Source organism: Enterobacter sp. PP-008-ECC_S150 (assembly GCF_045257065.1).
Lineage (GTDB): Bacteria > Pseudomonadota > Gammaproteobacteria > Enterobacterales > Enterobacteriaceae > Enterobacter > Enterobacter chengduensis.
The window spans coordinates 92,271-107,842 of the sequence record NZ_JBJHHG010000015.1; the positions used below are offsets into that span (position 1 = coordinate 92,271).

Annotated in this window: 19 protein-coding genes; 8 read left to right on the forward strand and 11 right to left on the reverse strand. The window is 55.4% G+C overall.

Features of this window, described 5'->3' with window-relative positions; genetic code table 11:
* Positions 1-62 precede the first annotated feature (62 nt).
* Both mtnA and ACJBF3_RS16800 read left to right on the forward strand, forming a co-directional pair.
* Complete coding sequence (gene mtnA / locus ACJBF3_RS16795; protein WP_045325703.1) at positions 63-1,079, forward strand: S-methyl-5-thioribose-1-phosphate isomerase; 1,017 nt, start codon at positions 63-65, stop codon at positions 1,077-1,079.
* A 42-nt stretch (positions 1,080-1,121) separates the two neighbouring features.
* Complete coding sequence (locus ACJBF3_RS16800) at positions 1,122-1,601, forward strand: SRPBCC family protein (protein ID WP_045325704.1); 480 nt, start codon at positions 1,122-1,124, stop codon at positions 1,599-1,601.
* 35 nt (positions 1,602-1,636) lie between these two features.
* Here the strand turns inward: ACJBF3_RS16800 and ACJBF3_RS16805 are convergent, their stop codons facing one another.
* The gene (locus ACJBF3_RS16805; RefSeq protein WP_045325706.1) at positions 1,637-1,909 is read right to left on the reverse strand and encodes a helix-turn-helix transcriptional regulator; all 273 of its coding nucleotides are present in this window, start codon (positions 1,907-1,909) and stop codon (positions 1,637-1,639) included.
* 106 nt (positions 1,910-2,015) lie between these two features.
* Between ACJBF3_RS16805 and ACJBF3_RS16810 the strand changes: the two genes are divergently transcribed.
* A complete protein-coding gene (locus tag ACJBF3_RS16810) occupies positions 2,016-2,240 on the forward strand; it encodes a helix-turn-helix transcriptional regulator (protein WP_045325709.1) in 225 nt (74 codons plus the stop codon).
* Positions 2,241-2,337: 97 nt separating this feature from the next.
* Here ACJBF3_RS16810 and ACJBF3_RS16815 read toward each other — a convergent pair whose 3' ends face one another.
* The 3 genes from ACJBF3_RS16815 to ACJBF3_RS16825 are packed head-to-tail and all read right to left on the reverse strand — an operon-like array spanning position 2,338 to position 4,177.
* Complete coding sequence (locus ACJBF3_RS16815; protein WP_045325710.1) at positions 2,338-2,880, reverse strand: acireductone dioxygenase; 543 nt, start codon at positions 2,878-2,880, stop codon at positions 2,338-2,340.
* Positions 2,877-3,566: an acireductone synthase gene (mtnC, locus tag ACJBF3_RS16820; RefSeq protein WP_045325713.1), complete on the reverse strand. Its 690-nt coding sequence runs from the start codon at positions 3,564-3,566 to the stop codon at positions 2,877-2,879. Before mtnC ends, ACJBF3_RS16815 begins: the two co-directional genes overlap by 4 nt.
* A complete protein-coding gene (locus tag ACJBF3_RS16825) occupies positions 3,563-4,177 on the reverse strand; it encodes a methylthioribulose 1-phosphate dehydratase (protein ID WP_045325715.1) in 615 nt (204 codons plus the stop codon). Before ACJBF3_RS16825 ends, mtnC begins: the two co-directional genes overlap by 4 nt.
* Positions 4,178-4,299: 122 nt before the next feature.
* On the opposite strand from ACJBF3_RS16825, the gene ACJBF3_RS16830 reads away from it, so the two are divergent.
* Positions 4,300-5,460 (forward strand): pyridoxal phosphate-dependent aminotransferase, encoded by a 1,161-nt coding sequence (locus ACJBF3_RS16830; protein WP_045325717.1) that lies wholly within the window; start codon positions 4,300-4,302, stop codon positions 5,458-5,460.
* Here ACJBF3_RS16830 and ACJBF3_RS16835 read toward each other — a convergent pair whose 3' ends face one another.
* From ACJBF3_RS16835 to ACJBF3_RS16845, 3 genes are all read right to left on the reverse strand, one after another.
* Positions 5,461-6,087 carry a ParB/RepB/Spo0J family partition protein gene (locus ACJBF3_RS16835; RefSeq protein ID WP_045325719.1) on the reverse strand — a complete coding sequence of 209 codons (627 nt, stop codon included), beginning with the start codon at positions 6,085-6,087 and terminating at the stop codon, positions 5,461-5,463.
* Positions 6,072-7,295, reverse strand: a complete 1,224-nt coding sequence (locus ACJBF3_RS16840; protein ID WP_045325720.1) for a phosphoadenosine phosphosulfate reductase — start codon at positions 7,293-7,295, stop codon at positions 6,072-6,074. Before ACJBF3_RS16840 ends, ACJBF3_RS16835 begins: the two co-directional genes overlap by 16 nt.
* A 173-nt stretch (positions 7,296-7,468) precedes the next feature.
* Positions 7,469-8,368, reverse strand: coding sequence for a DNA-binding transcriptional repressor CitR (locus tag ACJBF3_RS16845; protein WP_045325722.1), 900 nt, complete (start codon positions 8,366-8,368; stop codon positions 7,469-7,471).
* A gap of 640 nt (positions 8,369-9,008) precedes the next feature.
* On the opposite strand from ACJBF3_RS16845, the gene ahpC reads away from it, so the two are divergent.
* Positions 9,009-9,572 carry an alkyl hydroperoxide reductase subunit C gene (gene ahpC / locus ACJBF3_RS16850; protein ID WP_008501015.1) on the forward strand — a complete coding sequence of 188 codons (564 nt, stop codon included), beginning with the start codon at positions 9,009-9,011 and terminating at the stop codon, positions 9,570-9,572.
* A gap of 188 nt (positions 9,573-9,760) precedes the next feature.
* A complete protein-coding gene (ahpF, locus tag ACJBF3_RS16855; protein WP_045325724.1) occupies positions 9,761-11,326 on the forward strand; it encodes an alkyl hydroperoxide reductase subunit F in 1,566 nt (521 codons plus the stop codon).
* Between the two features lie 71 nt (positions 11,327-11,397).
* Here ahpF and uspG read toward each other — a convergent pair whose 3' ends face one another.
* Positions 11,398-11,826, reverse strand: a complete 429-nt coding sequence (uspG, locus tag ACJBF3_RS16860) for a universal stress protein UspG (protein ID WP_023310731.1) — start codon at positions 11,824-11,826, stop codon at positions 11,398-11,400.
* 180 nt (positions 11,827-12,006) lie between these two features.
* On the opposite strand from uspG, the gene ACJBF3_RS16865 reads away from it, so the two are divergent.
* Positions 12,007-13,245 (forward strand): zinc-dependent alcohol dehydrogenase, encoded by a 1,239-nt coding sequence (locus ACJBF3_RS16865; protein ID WP_045325727.1) that lies wholly within the window; start codon positions 12,007-12,009, stop codon positions 13,243-13,245.
* Between the two features lie 9 nt (positions 13,246-13,254).
* On the opposite strand, the gene yldA is transcribed toward ACJBF3_RS16865, so the two are convergent.
* Positions 13,255-13,344, reverse strand: a complete 90-nt coding sequence (gene yldA / locus ACJBF3_RS16870) for a small membrane protein YldA (protein ID WP_274533061.1) — start codon at positions 13,342-13,344, stop codon at positions 13,255-13,257.
* A 137-nt stretch (positions 13,345-13,481) separates the two neighbouring features.
* On the reverse strand, positions 13,482-13,892 hold the full coding sequence (rnk, locus tag ACJBF3_RS16875) for a nucleoside diphosphate kinase regulator (RefSeq protein WP_045325729.1): 411 nt from the start codon (positions 13,890-13,892) through the stop codon (positions 13,482-13,484).
* A gap of 245 nt (positions 13,893-14,137) precedes the next feature.
* Here rnk and ACJBF3_RS16880 point away from each other — a divergent pair, with 245 nt between their 5' ends.
* Entirely contained in the window at positions 14,138-14,755 is a 618-nt protein-coding gene (locus ACJBF3_RS16880; RefSeq protein ID WP_045325731.1) for a flavin reductase family protein, read from the forward strand.
* Here the strand turns inward: ACJBF3_RS16880 and rna are convergent.
* Positions 14,749-15,522 (reverse strand): ribonuclease I, encoded by a 774-nt coding sequence (gene rna / locus ACJBF3_RS16885; protein WP_371196657.1) that lies wholly within the window; start codon positions 15,520-15,522, stop codon positions 14,749-14,751. The genes ACJBF3_RS16880 and rna overlap by 7 nt on opposite strands.
* Positions 15,523-15,572: the final 50 nt, after the last annotated feature.

Consider the following 15,572-nt stretch of genomic DNA (forward strand, 5'->3'; position numbering starts at 1 on the left):
CTATACATCTGGATTTCATCCTGACACAATGTGCTACAACAACGCAACAGGGAATTAACGACATGCAGACATTACAGACGACCAGCCTGCGGGTGGCGGATAATCAGCTTTTTATTCTCGACCAGCAGGCGCTTCCGCAGGAGAAACGCTGGCTGGAGGCCTCGACGGTAGAGACGCTGGTAGGGCATATCCACGCTTTACGGGTGCGCGGCGCGCCGCTGATTGGTCTCTCTGCAAGCCTGCTGCTGGCCCTGCTGGCGGAAAACGGCAAAAGCCGCGACGAGCTGGCGATGGCGCTGGAAACGCTGCGCGCGTCCCGCCCGACGGCGGTGAACCTGATGAACAACCTCGACCGCATGAAGCTGGCGCTCTGGCAGGAAGAGTATGTTCCGGCACTGGTGGCGGAGGCGCTGCGCCTGATCGACGAAGACAAACGGCTTTGTGACGCGATTGCGAAAGCGGGCAGCGCGCTGGTGAAGCCCGGCAGCCGCCTGCTGACCCACTGCAACACCGGCGGCCTGGCAACGGCGGGCGTCGGCACCGCGCTGGGCGTGATTGCCCGGGCGCATCAGGATGGCAACGTGAGCAACGTCTGGGTGGATGAAACCCGTCCGCTCTTACAGGGTGGCAGGCTGACGGCGTGGGAGCTCGGCGAGCTGGGCGTGCCGTATCGTCTGATTACCGACTCCATGGCCGCCAGCCTGATGGCGAAAGGGCTGGTGGATGCCGTGTGGGTGGGCGCAGACCGTATTGCGGCCAACGGCGACGTGGCGAACAAGATTGGGACCTATTCTCTGGCGGTGCTGGCGAAATTCCACGGCATTCCGTTCTACGTGGCCGCGCCGCAAACGACACTCGATCCGGACTGCCCGAACGGTGACGCGATCCCGATTGAGCAGCGCGCTGCCAGCGAGGTGACGGGCGCCGCCGGAAGCTTTGGCGCGGTGCAGTGGGCACCGGAAGACGCGCAGGTCTATAACCCGGCGTTTGACGTTACGCCAGCCTCGCTGATTAGCGGCTGGGTGCTGGATACGGGGGTGGTCACGCCGCAAGAGGTCGCGGAAGGGAAATTTGCCTGAGCCTGGCTATCCTTTAAGGGTCTCCCTTTAGAGGACATCATCGTGACGCTCGATCCTGAAACAGACTTAAAGCTGGAGCGCGTGGTGGATGCACCGCGCGACCTGCTGTGGCTCTGCTGGACCACGCCAGAGCACATCAAAAATTTCTTCATCCCTGCGCCCCATAAGGTCACCGAATGCGACCTCGACCTCCGCGTGGGCGGGCGGTTCAACACCGTGTTTGAGGTGGACGGGCAGCGGATGGATAACCGCGGCGTATTTCTGGAAATCGATCCCGGTAAAAAGCTGGTTTTTACCGACGGCTACACCGAAGGCTGGAAACCGGCGGAGAAACCGTTCATGACCGCGATTTTGCTGCTGGAGGATGTTGGCGAGGGCAAAACCCGCTACACGGCGATAGCGCGCCACCCCACGAAGGAAATCCGCGAGCAGCACGAGCAGATGGGTTTCCACGACGGGTGGAGGATTGTGCTGGATCAGCTGGTGGGGTATGTGAAGGGTTTGAGACCCCCTCTCCCTTGAGGGAGAGGGTTGGGGTGAGGGGGAGAATGTATTGATTATGTTGAAGACAGATTTCTCTTTTTGGTATTCCTCATCTGACGAAAAACTGGCGCTCCCTTTTCATCAAAGTATCTTTCCGGCCATATCACATCGGGTGGAATGTCTAGCGCCTGAGCGATAAGCAGTTCACCTTTGGGCCATGGTCGGGTAAGCGCGTTTGCCAGCGTGGATGAGGAAAGGCCAGCCTTTCGTGACAACGCAGCCAGGCTTGTTCCATGTTTCTTTAGTGCGGCAATGATATCGGCAGGATGCCAGTTCTGATGACGCATTGTGTCCTCCTTACATGTGTTTGTTACGCGCTGAATTATCCTGTTTTGGGATAAAAACGCAATGGGTGGATATTCGATTTCAGGATATTTGTAGGAAATCGGAACAATGGCTTCAGTCTACTCGGATGAATACCAGCGTGTTATCAATGCGTTGAAGAAAGCTCGTAAAGAGAAGGGGATTACTCAGGCGCAGCTTGCTGAGGCCTTAGATAAACCACAATCGTTTATTGCAAAAGTGGAAAACGGTGAGCGTAGGCTAGACGTGGTGGAGTTTGTACATCTGGCGAGGTTAGTTGGCGCAGATGTGCAGAGAATTATCGCCAGTATTTAATTAATGCCTGAATATGGAACTTACTACCTGAGCCACATGTTCCCCTCACCCTAACCCTCTCCCCAGAGGGGCGAGGGGATAGCTCCGTGCTGGCAGATCACGCGAGGCGCGGATACGCATCCGCAATGGCGTCACCGGTAAACTGCGCCACCCAGCCTTCCGGGTTATCGAAAATACGAATCGCCGTAAAGTTCGGCTCTGAGCCCATATCAAACCAGTGCGGCGTACCCGCGGGGACGGAAATCAGATCGTTTTTCTCGCACAGCACCTGATACACCTCGTCGCCGATGTGCAGGCAGAACAGGCCCGCGCCCTCGACGAAAAAGCGGACTTCGTCTTCGCCGTGGGTGTGCTCATTCAGGAACTTCGCGCGCAGCGCCTCTTTCTGCGGGTTGTCGGCGCGCAGGCTGATGACGTCCCAGCTCTGATAGCCTTTCTCCGCCACCAGCCTGTCGATCGCATGCTGATACGCCTCGATCACGGCTTCAGGGGCGGGATCCTGGCCTAAATCACGGTCAGCCGCCCAGCGTTCGAAGCGCACGCCCTTAGCGTTGAGCCGTTGGGCAATCTCTGCCGCGTCGGTGCTGTGCCACAGCGGCTGGCTGGCGTCTTTGTCGGAATAAAGGGTCAATGCGCTCATGAAGGGATCTGCTCCGGATTAATCTCGTCAAACTGGTGGACCTGATGGTGATGGCTCGCGCCGTCATCATCACCGCGAATCAGCTGCAGGGTGCGAAAACCTGCCCGTTCAGCCGCGTCCAGCTCCTGATGAATATCGGACAGGAACAGGATCTGCGACGGGGCGATGCCCGTTTGCGCCGCAATGTTTTGATAAGACTGCACCTCGCGCTTGGCGCCGATGTGGGTATCAAAATAGCCGCTGAACAGATGAGTAATATCACCTTCGTCGCTGTAGCCAAATAACAGTTTCTGCGCGGCGACGGAGCCAGAGGAATAAACATAGAGATCAATCCCTTGCGCTTTCCATTTTTCCAGCGCGGGCAGCACGTCCGGGTAGAGGTGGCCGGTAAAGTCGCCGTTCACATAGCCGTCGTGCCAGATGATCCCCTGCAGCGCTTTGAGGGCCGTGGATTTGCGGTCTTCGTCCATAAAGGCAAACAGGGCGTCGATTAGCTCGCTGACGCTGGCGTGCGGGTTGCCGATTTCATCACGCAGGTTGTCCAGAATGGATTTCACCGGCTCGGCGTACTGCTGCGCCGTCACGAAGGCCGCCAGCCGCTCGCGCGCGTAGGGGAACAAAACATCATGGACAAAACGAATATCGCTGGTGGTCCCTTCAATATCCGTCACAATCGCGCGAATCATACTCTCTCCAGTTGGCGTAAACGCATTTCACATTCAAACAGGAATTCCAGTCCTTCCAGATGACGGCGGGCTTCGGCCACATCGCGTCCCCAGCAGGTTAAGCCATGGCCGCGCAGAAGAAAACCATAATTAAGCGGACGTTCCTGCGCGTAATGGGCAATGCGCGAGGCGAGGGCGTCGATATCCTGGTCATTATCAAAGACCGGGATAGCCACCGTATCCAGATGCGTGGTCTGTCCGGTGAGGGCTTTTTGCATTTCGAAGCCGCTGATGTGGAGCTCGGCTTCTTTGACCAGGCGGGACAGCACCGTGGCGTTAACCGTGTGAACGTGCAGGACGGCGTTGGCTTCCGGGAACAGGCGATAAATCAGCGTGTGCAGACCGGTTTCCGCCGACGGCCTTCGGCCAGACGGCGCGCGGTTGGTGGCGATCTCGACCTGGAGAAAATCCTTCGTTGTCAGGCTGCCTTTGTCTTTCCCGGATTCGCTGAGCCAGCAGAGATGTTTGTCCTGACGTACCGACATGTTGCCGCCGGTGGCGGGAGCCCAGCCTTTGGCGCCAATCCAGCGGCAGGCATCAACAAGATGTGTGAGTTGCAGGTTGTCTGTCATTTCCTTTTACCCTCTCGGCCAGGAATATTCATAGCATATAGACGTCTAAGCGTCTTGATTGCCAAAGACTAACATCGTGTTATAGTGGCAGCAACAACAGTATTACAAACAGGCGCCGCGCAATGAGCAACAACCCATTGATTCCACAAAGTAAACTGCCCAACCTGGGAACGACAATCTTTACGCAAATGAGTGCTCTGGCGCAGCAGCACAGCGCCATCAACCTTTCTCAGGGGTTCCCGGACTTTGACGGCCCGGCGTATCTGCAGGCGCGTCTGGCTTATCACGTGGCGCAGGGGGCGAATCAGTATGCGCCGATGACGGGCGTACAGGCGCTGCGGGAGGCGATTGCGGACAAAACGGCGGAACTATATGGCCATAAGCCCGATGCGAACAGTGATATCACGGTGACGGCAGGGGCGACCGAAGCGCTGTATGCGGCCATCACCGCGCTGGTGCGCGCGGGCGATGAAGTGATCTGCTTTGACCCGAGCTACGACAGCTATGCGCCTGCGGTTGAACTCTCCGGCGGCGTGGTGAAACGCGTGGCGTTACAGCCGCCGCACTTCCGCCCGGACTGGCAGGCATTTGCCGCGCTGCTGAGTGATAAAACCCGCCTGGTGATCCTGAACACCCCGCATAACCCGTCCGCGACCGTGTGGCAGAAAGCCGATTTTGCGACGCTGTGGCAGGCAATTGCCGAACGTGAAATTTTCGTGCTGAGCGATGAAGTGTATGAGCACATCTGCTTTGCAGAAGAGGGGCACGCCAGCGTGCTGGCCCATCCCCAGCTTCGCGAGCGTGCTATCGCCGTCTCTTCTTTCGGTAAGACTTACCATATGACCGGCTGGAAGGTGGGCTACTGCATTGCACCTGCCGCGATTAGCGCTGAGCTGCGCAAGGTGCATCAGTACCTGACCTTTGCCGTCAACACACCGGCTCAGCTGGCGCTGGCGGATATGCTGCGCGCAGAACCCCAGCATTACCGCGAGCTGCCGCGTTTCTATCGCGAGCGCCGGGATCTGTTTGTGTCCGCGCTGAGCCAAAGCCGTCTGGAGATCCTGCCTGCGGAAGGGACCTACTTCCTGCTGGCGGACTACAGCGCCATTTCCGAGCTGGATGACGTCAGCTTCTGCCAGTGGCTGACCAAAGAGGTGGGCGTTGCGGCTATTCCGCTCTCTGTCTTTTGCGCCGATCCCTTCCCGCACAGGCTGATTCGTCTCTGCTTTGCGAAACAGGAATCGACGCTGCTGGCGGCGGCAGAGCGCCTGAGCGCGCTCTGATTACTTGACCGTCCAGGCTTCGGAATAACGGCGGTCTGCAAAGAGTTCCAGCAGACCGCTAATCTGCTTAAGCCTCAGAACCTCGTCGCGATCCATACCCAGTTCTTTGCCGATTTTCTCGTCATTCCAGCCAAGCTGAGCCAGTTCGCGGACGATATCGGACATCGCGTTAATCTGGTGTCGGCCTCGCGCCCGGTTATGGCGGATGGTCGCCGCCATCCGGTCGAGCTTTTTCTGCCGCGCTTTTCGCAGACAGGTTACCGGCAGGTAACCTTTGAGCTGGCGCTTTAATACCGCCCGGTTTGAACCAATCTCGTGACGGTGAAAGCCGTCGACAATTTCATAATGCTGAGGATCGCTCTCCGTCACCACGATGGGCTGCGTGAAGCCATCTATCTCGAGCGATTTACAGAGCAGACGTTTTTCCGGCGGCGCGACGTTATTGGGGTTGTAATCATTCGCGGTAATCTCGTCCTGTTTTATCCACAGCACGCAGTCGACAGGCTGCTCGCGAAAAGGGCTATTTTCATGGATGGCCTGGCGAAAGGCATTGATGGCTTCAATGCGTTTGTCTTCGGGAAGAGACTGAAGATAGTGCTCCATCTCTTTAATCAATCGTTGCTGCATAAGATCCCCCATTCCTTGCGTTTTGACTTTATTCGTTCGCTGTAGCGCTGATAGTGCTTCGGTTTGTTAGGACTGAATGAAAGGGCGCGACACCAGTAGTCATTGTTGAGCAATACCTTGCACACGCGTCGCCAGGACGGAATATCTTTTGTCCCGATATCGGCTTCCTGGGTGTCCGGGATATCGTCCATGCCTCGCTTTTGATACCAGTGCAAATAAATCGCAATTTTATTGCGGTAATGCTCTGCCGTCGTTTGCGGCATGCTGTCGAGCAGCAGCATGGCGTATTCGCGCCAGCTGAGCGCGTCGGGTTTGAGGATTTTACGGTGGCCATAGAAGTGATTGTCCTGGCCCGCATAGATCCCTCCGCTGTGCACGCCGCTTACCCGCTCGCACATCGCCGCCCAGCGTTCCGGCTCAACAATATGATAAAGCCACAGTCCCTGGCGCTGTTCCGGGCCAAACGGCTCACAAATGCGCATATAGCGTGGTGGAACGCCTGCCTGAAACATCAGATCGTAAAGGGGGTTGTAGCATCCGCCCGTTTTAGCAAACCATGTCCAGATATCGGCGGTTTTCCAGTCGTAAAGCGGATAGATGTACCAGGCGTGGCCACCCGGGGAGGCGCTGGTCCAGGGTTTGTCATCGGCAAAGCGCCGCTTACGCGCGTTCGCGATAGTCAAAAAACGATTGTAGGATTCATCGGCGCGGATGCCGACCAACATTGCCGCCGGACGGTTTGCGGCAAACCAGTCTGAAAACGCGCGAACAAAAGCCTCAAACGTCATGCCCGGCTGGTAGAAATCGAAGTAAGCTGAATCGGTAATGGCCCCTTCGGGCGGCTGGCGCACCCACTGTTTGCCGGGCTCCCAGCATTGCCATTCGGGGTTAAATTGCGTAAGACCATTTTGCGTGGTGAGCGGTAGCGCAACCCACCAGCAGTTCTCAATAACATCGGCGTATTGCGCCATCATATTATTTACGTGCTGAATGGTATAAGTGAACTGCACTTCCCAGTCGATAAAGAGCAGAGAGATTTTCTTTCCCATTTTTCGGGCCTGCTGGGCCGTCAAATGCAGCATTATGGTTGAATCTTTCCCGCCTGAAAATGAAACACAAACCCTGGGTAGATTCTCAAGCGCCCATGTAATGCGCTCTTTCGCGGCCTCAAGGACATTTTGATTAAGCGGATACTTACACATTGACATAGCCAAACGCCTCCCTGGATATAAATACCTTATGGGTGTCAATAATGGAGAGAGAATAATACTAGAGGAAAAAAAGCGCAGGTAAATGGAAAAGAGCAATGTTTTTGTTATCTATACATGGGGGTTATATTTTAATGAAAGGTTAAGGGTTGTGATGCTCACAACCCCGCTGGTTATTTTTTTGTAATTTGTTCAATGAATGACGAGAAAACCGCGTTGTTGAGTGCTGAACGATTATAAATCATAAAGACATCCATTGGAGGTGGTGTGAAGGGAGCATTAACTTTCTTGAAACGCAAGACGTCTTTGTATTTTTCATATAAGACTTCCGGCATGTATCCGATTAAATCCGAGGCGCTAATCATGGCGAGGATGGTGGACGCTGAATCACAGCGGAAAATAACTTTTTTTTCGGCGTGCACTTCCTCAGTCTGGGCCTGGTAGTTCTTAATACCGGGTTCATCACTCATGAACAACGTAAACTTCTCTTCCTGGAGGTCCTCCATTGAAACAACGTCTTTGATACGAGGATGATCCTGGCTGCATATCAAAATGATTTTGTAAGATGCGTAAGGAACGCAAACCATTGAACGGTTGTTGATCGGCGCCATCGAGAAGATGAGATCCGCTTTACGGTACGCCAGCAGGTCTTCTGCTGAATCTGCGCTCAGCAGCATATCGTGAAGCTCTATCTCATAATTATGATTGCTCATTAATAGCTTAAGCGGAGAAAGCAGGTTTTGCGTCGTCAGGATCTGCGGGCTATAGACCACAAAATTTTTCTTAAGCGTAGACGCATTCATGATGTTAATCGTCTGCTCAAGCTGATTGAGGTTTTGCTCAAGATGATGGTGAAGATTGACGCCCACCGTGGTGGGGGTAATGCCTTTTCCCGAACGGATAAAGAGAGGATCGCTGAGCTGGTTGCGCAGCCGCTGCAGCGATTGACTGACCGCCGACGGGGTAATGTAGAGCGTTTCTGCTGCCTTGCTGATGCTCAGGTGCTGGTAGATACATTCAAAAATAACCAACAGGTTGAGATCGAATTTTTTGAGGTCGTAAAGATTTGCCATGTTTCATCCTGAGTGCGCTGCGGTTCGTTATCACATCACTGATAACTATAGAACTAAGTTAACCATTTACCATCCATGATAGTTAACTAACTTAATTGTTATTGAAAACCAACTTAATATATCACGAAAATAGATTAATGAAATAGAACTTCAATAATAATTAAGATATTTTTATCTTTAAAAAAGAAAATAAAATTGAATATAAATAGTTTGATTTATATATGGACAGAGAATTATCACGCGTTTTTATTTTTAGCCGCGGTTTCGATAACGAACACGCGGCCTGCACCGTTTGGTAAAACCTATCGCAGTCATAGATAAGATTACCCCTTGCATCCATTGCCCTGCGTCATTGCGGATGCTGTAATCAGGGGGCTGTTACCGCCTTGAGATCAAGGTATGTAGAGCGCAACGCAACGCCAGTTCAGGCTGGCACTGAAAGTTCCTGTGGAAAGTTCAGGTATCAGGGCCGCCCACCAGGGCGGCCTTTTTACATTTCGGCCTTCCATTAATTCAGTTCATCACGTTGTCTTGTTAGCGTTGTAAGGTTTGGCTGATTGATTTGATAAAGCATACGCATTAGCCCCGATGGATAAAGTTGGTTACCTTACATCTCAACGAAAACACGGAGGAAGTACAGATGTCTTTGATTAACACCAAAATTAAACCTTTCAAAAACCAGGCGTTCAAAAACGGTGAGTTCATCGAAGTTACCGAGAAAGATACCGAAGGCCGCTGGAGCGTCTTCTTCTTCTATCCGGCTGACTTCACCTTCGTTTGCCCGACTGAACTGGGCGACGTGGCAGACCACTACGACGAACTGCAGAAGCTGGGCGTGGACGTTTACTCTGTGTCTACCGATACCCACTTCACCCACAAAGCATGGCACAGCAGCTCTGAAACCATCGCAAAAATCAAATACGCGATGATCGGTGACCCGACTGGCGCCCTGACCCGTAACTTCGACAACATGCGTGAAGATGAAGGCCTGGCTGACCGTGCCACCTTCGTTGTTGACCCGCAGGGCATTATCCAGGCCATCGAAGTTACCGCTGAAGGTATCGGCCGTGATGCGTCTGACCTGCTGCGTAAAGTGAAAGCCGCTCAGTACGTGGCTTCTCACCCAGGCGAAGTGTGCCCGGCTAAATGGAAAGAAGGCGAAGCAACGCTGGCTCCATCTCTGGATCTGGTGGGTAAAATCTAAGCCTTTCTTGCCTGGCGGCGCTGCGCTTGCACAGGCCTACAACAGCCGTAGGCCGGGTAAACGAAGTGCCACCCGGCATTCGATGGGCGCACCCGCGCCCATTTCATTCCAGCACCATGATGCAAGTTGCATTCAGGCCGCCCGCACAAGGCAGCTTGCATGATGACGTCTTAAGAGAGGGAAGAACAATGCTCGACACAAACATGAAAACCCAGCTCAAGGCCTACCTTGAGAAACTGAACAAACCCGTTGAGCTGATTGCCACGCTGGACGACAGCGCCAAATCGGCAGAGATCAAGGAACTGCTGGCGGAGATCGCCGAACTGTCGCCGAAAGTGACCTTCAAAGAAGACAACGCGCTGCCGGTCCGTAAGCCCTCTTTCCTGATTACCAACCCAGGCTCCGACCAGGGACCGCGCTTTGCCGGCTCTCCGCTGGGTCACGAATTTACCTCGCTGGTGCTGGCCCTGCTGTGGACCGGTGGTCATCCGTCAAAAGAAGCGCAGGCGCTGCTGGAACAGATCCGCGATATCGACGGTGATTTCGAATTTGAAACCTATTACTCGCTCTCCTGCCACAACTGCCCGGACGTGGTGCAGGCGCTGAACCTGATGTCGGTACTCAACCCGCGCATCAAGCACACGGCGATTGACGGCGGTACCTTCCAGAATGAGATCACCGATCGCAACGTGATGGGCGTTCCGGCGGTGTATCTGAACGGTCAGGAGTTTGGCCAGGGTCGCATGACGCTGACCGAAATTGTAGGCAAAGTGGATACCGGTGCCGAAAAACGTGCGGCGGAAGCGCTGAACAAACGCGATGCCTACGACGTGCTGATCGTCGGTTCCGGCCCTGCGGGCGCGGCGGCAGCGGTTTACTCCGCGCGTAAAGGCATCCGTACCGGCCTGATGGGCGAACGCTTCGGTGGCCAGGTGCTCGATACCGTGGACATTGAGAACTACATCTCCGTGCCGAAGACCGAAGGCCAGAAGCTGGCCGGCGCGCTGAAGGCGCACGTCAGCGACTACGACGTGGACGTGATCGACAGCCAGAGCGCCAGCAGGCTGGTGCCGGCAGCCGTCGAGGGCGGATTGCACCAGATTGAAACCGCGTCCGGCGCGGTGCTGAAAGCGCGCAGCATCATCATTGCCACCGGTGCGAAATGGCGCAACATGAACGTCCCGGGCGAAGAGCAGTATCGCACCAAAGGCGTGACCTACTGCCCGCACTGCGACGGCCCGCTGTTTAAGGGGAAACGCGTGGCGGTAATCGGCGGCGGTAACTCCGGCGTGGAAGCGGCTATCGACCTGGCGGGGATTGTTGAACACGTTACCCTGCTGGAGTTCGCGCCAGAGATGAAGGCCGACCAGGTTCTGCAGGATAAGGTTCGCAGCCTGAAAAACGTCGACATCGTGCTGAATGCGCAAACCACGGAAGTGAAGGGCGACGGCAGCAAGGTGACCGGCCTGGAATACCGCGACCGCGTGAGCGGCGACGTGCACAGCGTTCAGCTTTCGGGGATTTTCGTCCAGATTGGTCTGCTGCCGAACACCACCTGGCTGGAAGGCGCGATTGAGCGCAACCGCATGGGCGAAATCATCATCGACGCAAAATGCGAAACCAGCGTGAAGGGCGTGTTTGCGGCGGGCGACTGCACCACCGTGCCGTACAAGCAGATCATTATCGCCACGGGCGAAGGGGCGAAGGCGTCGCTGAGTTCGTTTGACTACCTGATTCGCACCAAAACCGCATAATAGAAGAAAGTAAGGCTACACCTGCAATAGCGAGAGGCCACCGAAAGGTGGCCTCTTTTTTTATCTTATTTTTATCTTACGACCATCACCGGAATGTGCGTGTGGCGGATCACGCTGGAGGCGTTAGAGCCGAGCAGATGGGTGGTAATGGACGGGTTGCGCGAACCGATGACCACCACGTCGGCTTTCAGCTCGTTCGCCAGTTCGTTGACCGCATCGCGTACGCTGCCGAATCTGACGTGCGTTTTAATGCGTGAAGGGTCGATGCTGAAGTGGCTGACCATGGTTTGCAGGCGCGTTTCCGCTTCGTGCTGCAAATGCTCTTCGAAGCGGCGCACGTCGGCGGCAAAGCGGTGAAGGCTCAGGCTGGCGGATCCCGGCAAAACGTGTAGCAGATGGATGACGCCGTCCTGCTGCGCCAGAAACTCCGCATGGCGAACGGCCTTGTCGCTCAGCTCCATCTCAAAAACATCAACCGGCATAATGATTCTCTGATACATACCCGTTTCTCCTTGTTTATAAACGCTGAATTCATTTAACCATAAAATACCCATGGTTTCTGTAAGCGCCCCGTCAGTTTTCTTATCTTGCCAGGATAAATCTCAAAAGGCCCGTATTCCGGGGCAGACCTTCAGGGGTAGCTACCCTTATACACTTACCTGGCACCTTCCGGAGGTCGCATGAAAGCACTGACGTATCACGGTCCGCACCATGTGCGCGTTGAGAATGTCCCCGATCCCATCATCGAGCAGCCCGACGATATCATTCTGCGCGTCACGGCCACGGCTATCTGCGGCTCCGACCTGCATCTCTATCGCGGAAAGATCCCAAAAGTTCAGCACGGCGATATATTTGGCCATGAGTTTATGGGGGAGGTCGTCGAGCGCGGCGCAGAGGTGAAGAATTTGCAAAAAGGCGATCGCGTGGTGATCCCCTTCGTCATCGCCTGCGGAGACTGTTTCTTTTGTCGGCTACAGCAGTACGCGGCCTGTGAGAATACCAATGCCGGGCAGGGCGCCGCGCTGAACAAAAAGCAAATCCCCGCGCCGGCCGCGCTGTTTGGCTATAGCCATCTCTACGGCGGCGTGCCGGGCGGCCAGGCGGAATACGTTCGCGTGCCAAAAGGCAACGTCGGGCCTTTTAAGGTCCCGCAACTCCTTTCCGACGATAAGGCGCTGTTCCTGTCCGATATTTTGCCCACGGCCTGGCAGGCAGCAAAGAATGCGCAGATTGAAAAAGGCTCAAGCGTAGCGGTCTTCGGGGCCGGGCCGGTGGGGTTACTGACCATCGCCTGCGCGCGGCTGTTAGGGGCAGAGCAGATCTTCGTTGTCGATCATCACCCATATCGTTTGCGATTTGCCGAGGCGCGCTATGGCGCAATCCCCATCAACTTTGATGAAGATAACGACGCCGCGGAAAAAATCATTGAGCAGACCGCTGGCCAGCGCGGCGTTGACGCCGTGATTGATGCCGTAGGGTTCGAAGCAAAAGGCAGTACCACGGAAACGATCCTCAGCAACCTTAAGCTTGAAGGCAGCAGCGGCAAAGCGTTGCGCCAGTGCATTGCGGCCGTTCGTCGCGGTGGGGTGGTTAGCGTACCCGGCGTGTACGCCGGGTTTATCCATGGCTTCCTGTTTGGCGATGCGTTTGACAAGGGGCTGACGTTTAAGATGGGCCAGACCCACGTCCACGCCTGGCTGGGCGAACTGTTACCGCTGATTGAAAAAGGGCTGCTGACGCCGGAAGAGATCGTGACCCATTATCTCCCTCTTGCTGACGCGGAACGCGCCTATAAGGTATTCGAAAAACGCGAGGAGGAGTGCCGGAAGGTGATTCTGGTCCCCGGAGCAGACACACCCGAAGCCGCAGAGCAGAAGGTTAAGGGGCTGGTGAATGCCTTCCCGGGTGGGGTTGCATGAGAGTGACGCTTATCCGTAGCGCTCCAGACAGAGCACGGCCGCGACGATAATCGCCACAAAAACCAGAAAGATAAGTGTGATAGCCAGTATCTCACTCATGACCGTCCCCGCGGCACTAAAACAGATTAAGCGTGGATGAAGGCCATTTTGCGCGGTATAGGAAATTAGGGTGAATTTACGGAAAGAGGATGCAGCTGCATCCTCTGTGCAACGCGGAGGCGCTTGTTCAGAAGAGATTAACGCAGGTAATCGCCCGCGGCTTCCGGCTGGTAGAGCAGCTCCAGCACTTCCAGATGGGTAGAGGCACCGCCCGGCAGCTCCCAGTGAATGGTATCGCCCGCGCGGAGGCCGAGCAGCGCGGCGCCCACCGGCGCAAGGACAGAAAGCTGCGCGCTGCTGTCGGTCATCTGGGCCGGGTAAACCAGCGTGCGGGTCAGCTCTTCACCGGTAGTCAGGTTGCGGAATTTCACCTGGCTGTTCATGGTGACCACGTCATGAGGCATCGTCTCAGGCGTGCACATCTGTGCCCGGTCGAGCTCCTCATTCAGGGCATCGGCCACGGGAAGTGAGGCAAACTCCGCTTTTTCCAGCAGCCGGTCAATACGTTCTGCGTCGAGCTCGTTGATGATAATGGTAGGTCTGGACATTTTTACTCCATGTCGTTAATGCTGCGTCTAACGCAGAAACGGTTCCAAAAGAAAACCCTCGCCGTCTGGCAGCGAGGGTTTAACTCTCCCGATGATACTGGCTGAGCGCATAAGTTTGAAGTGATGAAGGTCACATTCATGCGCCATATGAATTTTCGCTGAAATTTATTCAGTCTTCATTCCGGGCAGAATACGTTACGCTGAGTGTCCTGAACCCGGGCGTTGCCCATCAACGAGAGAGAACTATGTACTTCTACCAACCGTCCCAGGGGCATGGCCTGCCGCACGATCCGCTGAACGCCATTATTGGTCCACGTCCGATCGGCTGGATCTCCTCATGCGATAAGGCCGGTCAGCTGAACCTCGCGCCGTATAGCTTCTTTAACTGCTTTAACTATCGCCCGCCGATCATCGGCTTTTCCAGCAACGGCTGGAAGGACAGCGTGCGTAATATTCATGAGACAAAAGAGTTTGTCTGGAATCTGGCCACGCGCGATCTCGCGCAAGCGATGAACCAAACCTCGGCAATGCTGCCGCACGATCGGGATGAATTTAGCTTTGCCGGGCTGACGCCCGCGGCGAGCCTGCTGGTGAACGCCCCGCGCGTCGCAGAAAGCCCGGTGAACTTTGAGTGCCGCCTGTCGCAGTGCATTCAGCTTACCGGTGCCGACGGTACGCCGGTGGATACCTGGCTGGTGTTGGGGGAGGTGATCGGTATCCATATCGATGAAACGCTGCTGGAAGAGGGGATCTATCAGACGGCGAAAGCGCAGCCCATCCTGCGAGCGGGTGGGCCGACGGCGTATTATGGCATCAGCGATGAAAACCGGTTTGATATGGTGCGCCCGGGCGCGGATCAGTAACCGGCTTTATCGATCACGAACTGTTTTCCGCAGTTACCCGGATGTGGCTGCGGAGCAAATGACGCCGAAGAAAGCGGGTTGTTGATGGCGTCAGCCTTCAGCGAAATCTGCATCTCGGTGAGATACGCCGGGTTGCCGTTGCAGGTCAGCTTGATCGCCTTGATGTTCTCCTTGCCCCAGCTTTGGGCAACGGCACTGTCAAAGTCGCTGCGACTGACGGGTTTCCCGTAGCTATCGGCGAGGAATTTACCGACCGCGCTGTTTTTAACCTCCTGATTCAACCGCACCATCGTGCCGAAATAGGCATCGGGGTCGAAACCAAAGCAGACGCCATGTTTGGCATATTCGTAACGTTCCAGGCAGGAATTTCCGCCCGCGCCCGGCATTACGTCGTTAAGCTTCGCGGCAGCGGAAAGCGACAGTCCGGTTTCGGCGGCATCGCATTTGCGGCTGGCCTTCACTTCCGGCATGTTCGGGATGGGCCGCGTGGCACAGCCGAAACGCATCCATCGACGCTCATCCACGCCGCGTGCGGCAATCGATTTTGGCAGGCCGGGCCAGAGTCCGTGAACGGTCAGAAAATCGGCTTTATTCTCGAGCTCTTTCTGCAGGCGACATTCGTCAGGTTCATTGCGGTTGCGCTCAACCATGCTCTGGCAAAATCCGGTTTGCCAGGACAGCGCCAGCACATAGCGATCGAAATCGCCATACTGTGTTGCCTTGAGCGGTTCCGACTGTGCGGAGAAGATACAAAGTGCAAGCGCCATTGCGCCAGACGGGATGACGATATCCTTCCTGAACATATAATTTCCTGATC

Bases quoted from the DNA above. Each gene is read 5' to 3' on its own strand.
- mtnC (WP_045325713.1), bottom strand. From the start codon at position 3,566: ATGATTCGCGCGATTGTGACGGATATTGAAGGGACCACCAGCGATATT.
- uspG (WP_023310731.1), bottom strand. From the start codon at position 11,826: ATGTATCAGAGAATCATTATGCCGGTTGATGTTTTTGAGATGGAGCTG.
- rna (WP_371196657.1), bottom strand. From the start codon at position 15,522: ATGGCGCTTGCACTTTGTATCTTCTCCGCACAGTCGGAACCGCTCAAG.
- ahpF (WP_045325724.1), top strand. From the start codon at position 9,761: ATGCTCGACACAAACATGAAAACCCAGCTCAAGGCCTACCTTGAGAAA.
- ACJBF3_RS16810 (WP_045325709.1), top strand. From the start codon at position 2,016: ATGGCTTCAGTCTACTCGGATGAATACCAGCGTGTTATCAATGCGTTG.
- ACJBF3_RS16840 (WP_045325720.1), bottom strand. From the start codon at position 7,295: ATGTCAATGTGTAAGTATCCGCTTAATCAAAATGTCCTTGAGGCCGCG.
- ACJBF3_RS16805 (WP_045325706.1), bottom strand. From the start codon at position 1,909: ATGCGTCATCAGAACTGGCATCCTGCCGATATCATTGCCGCACTAAAG.
- ACJBF3_RS16880 (WP_045325731.1), top strand. From the start codon at position 14,138: ATGTACTTCTACCAACCGTCCCAGGGGCATGGCCTGCCGCACGATCCG.
- rnk (WP_045325729.1), bottom strand. From the start codon at position 13,892: ATGTCCAGACCTACCATTATCATCAACGAGCTCGACGCAGAACGTATT.
- ACJBF3_RS16865 (WP_045325727.1), top strand. From the start codon at position 12,007: ATGAAAGCACTGACGTATCACGGTCCGCACCATGTGCGCGTTGAGAAT.
- mtnA (WP_045325703.1), top strand. From the start codon at position 63: ATGCAGACATTACAGACGACCAGCCTGCGGGTGGCGGATAATCAGCTT.
- ACJBF3_RS16835 (WP_045325719.1), bottom strand. From the start codon at position 6,087: ATGCAGCAACGATTGATTAAAGAGATGGAGCACTATCTTCAGTCTCTT.
- ACJBF3_RS16830 (WP_045325717.1), top strand. From the start codon at position 4,300: ATGAGCAACAACCCATTGATTCCACAAAGTAAACTGCCCAACCTGGGA.
- ACJBF3_RS16845 (WP_045325722.1), bottom strand. From the start codon at position 8,368: ATGGCAAATCTTTACGACCTCAAAAAATTCGATCTCAACCTGTTGGTT.
- ACJBF3_RS16825 (WP_045325715.1), bottom strand. From the start codon at position 4,177: ATGACAGACAACCTGCAACTCACACATCTTGTTGATGCCTGCCGCTGG.
- ahpC (WP_008501015.1), top strand. From the start codon at position 9,009: ATGTCTTTGATTAACACCAAAATTAAACCTTTCAAAAACCAGGCGTTC.
- ACJBF3_RS16815 (WP_045325710.1), bottom strand. From the start codon at position 2,880: ATGAGCGCATTGACCCTTTATTCCGACAAAGACGCCAGCCAGCCGCTG.
- yldA (WP_274533061.1), bottom strand. From the start codon at position 13,344: ATGAGTGAGATACTGGCTATCACACTTATCTTTCTGGTTTTTGTGGCG.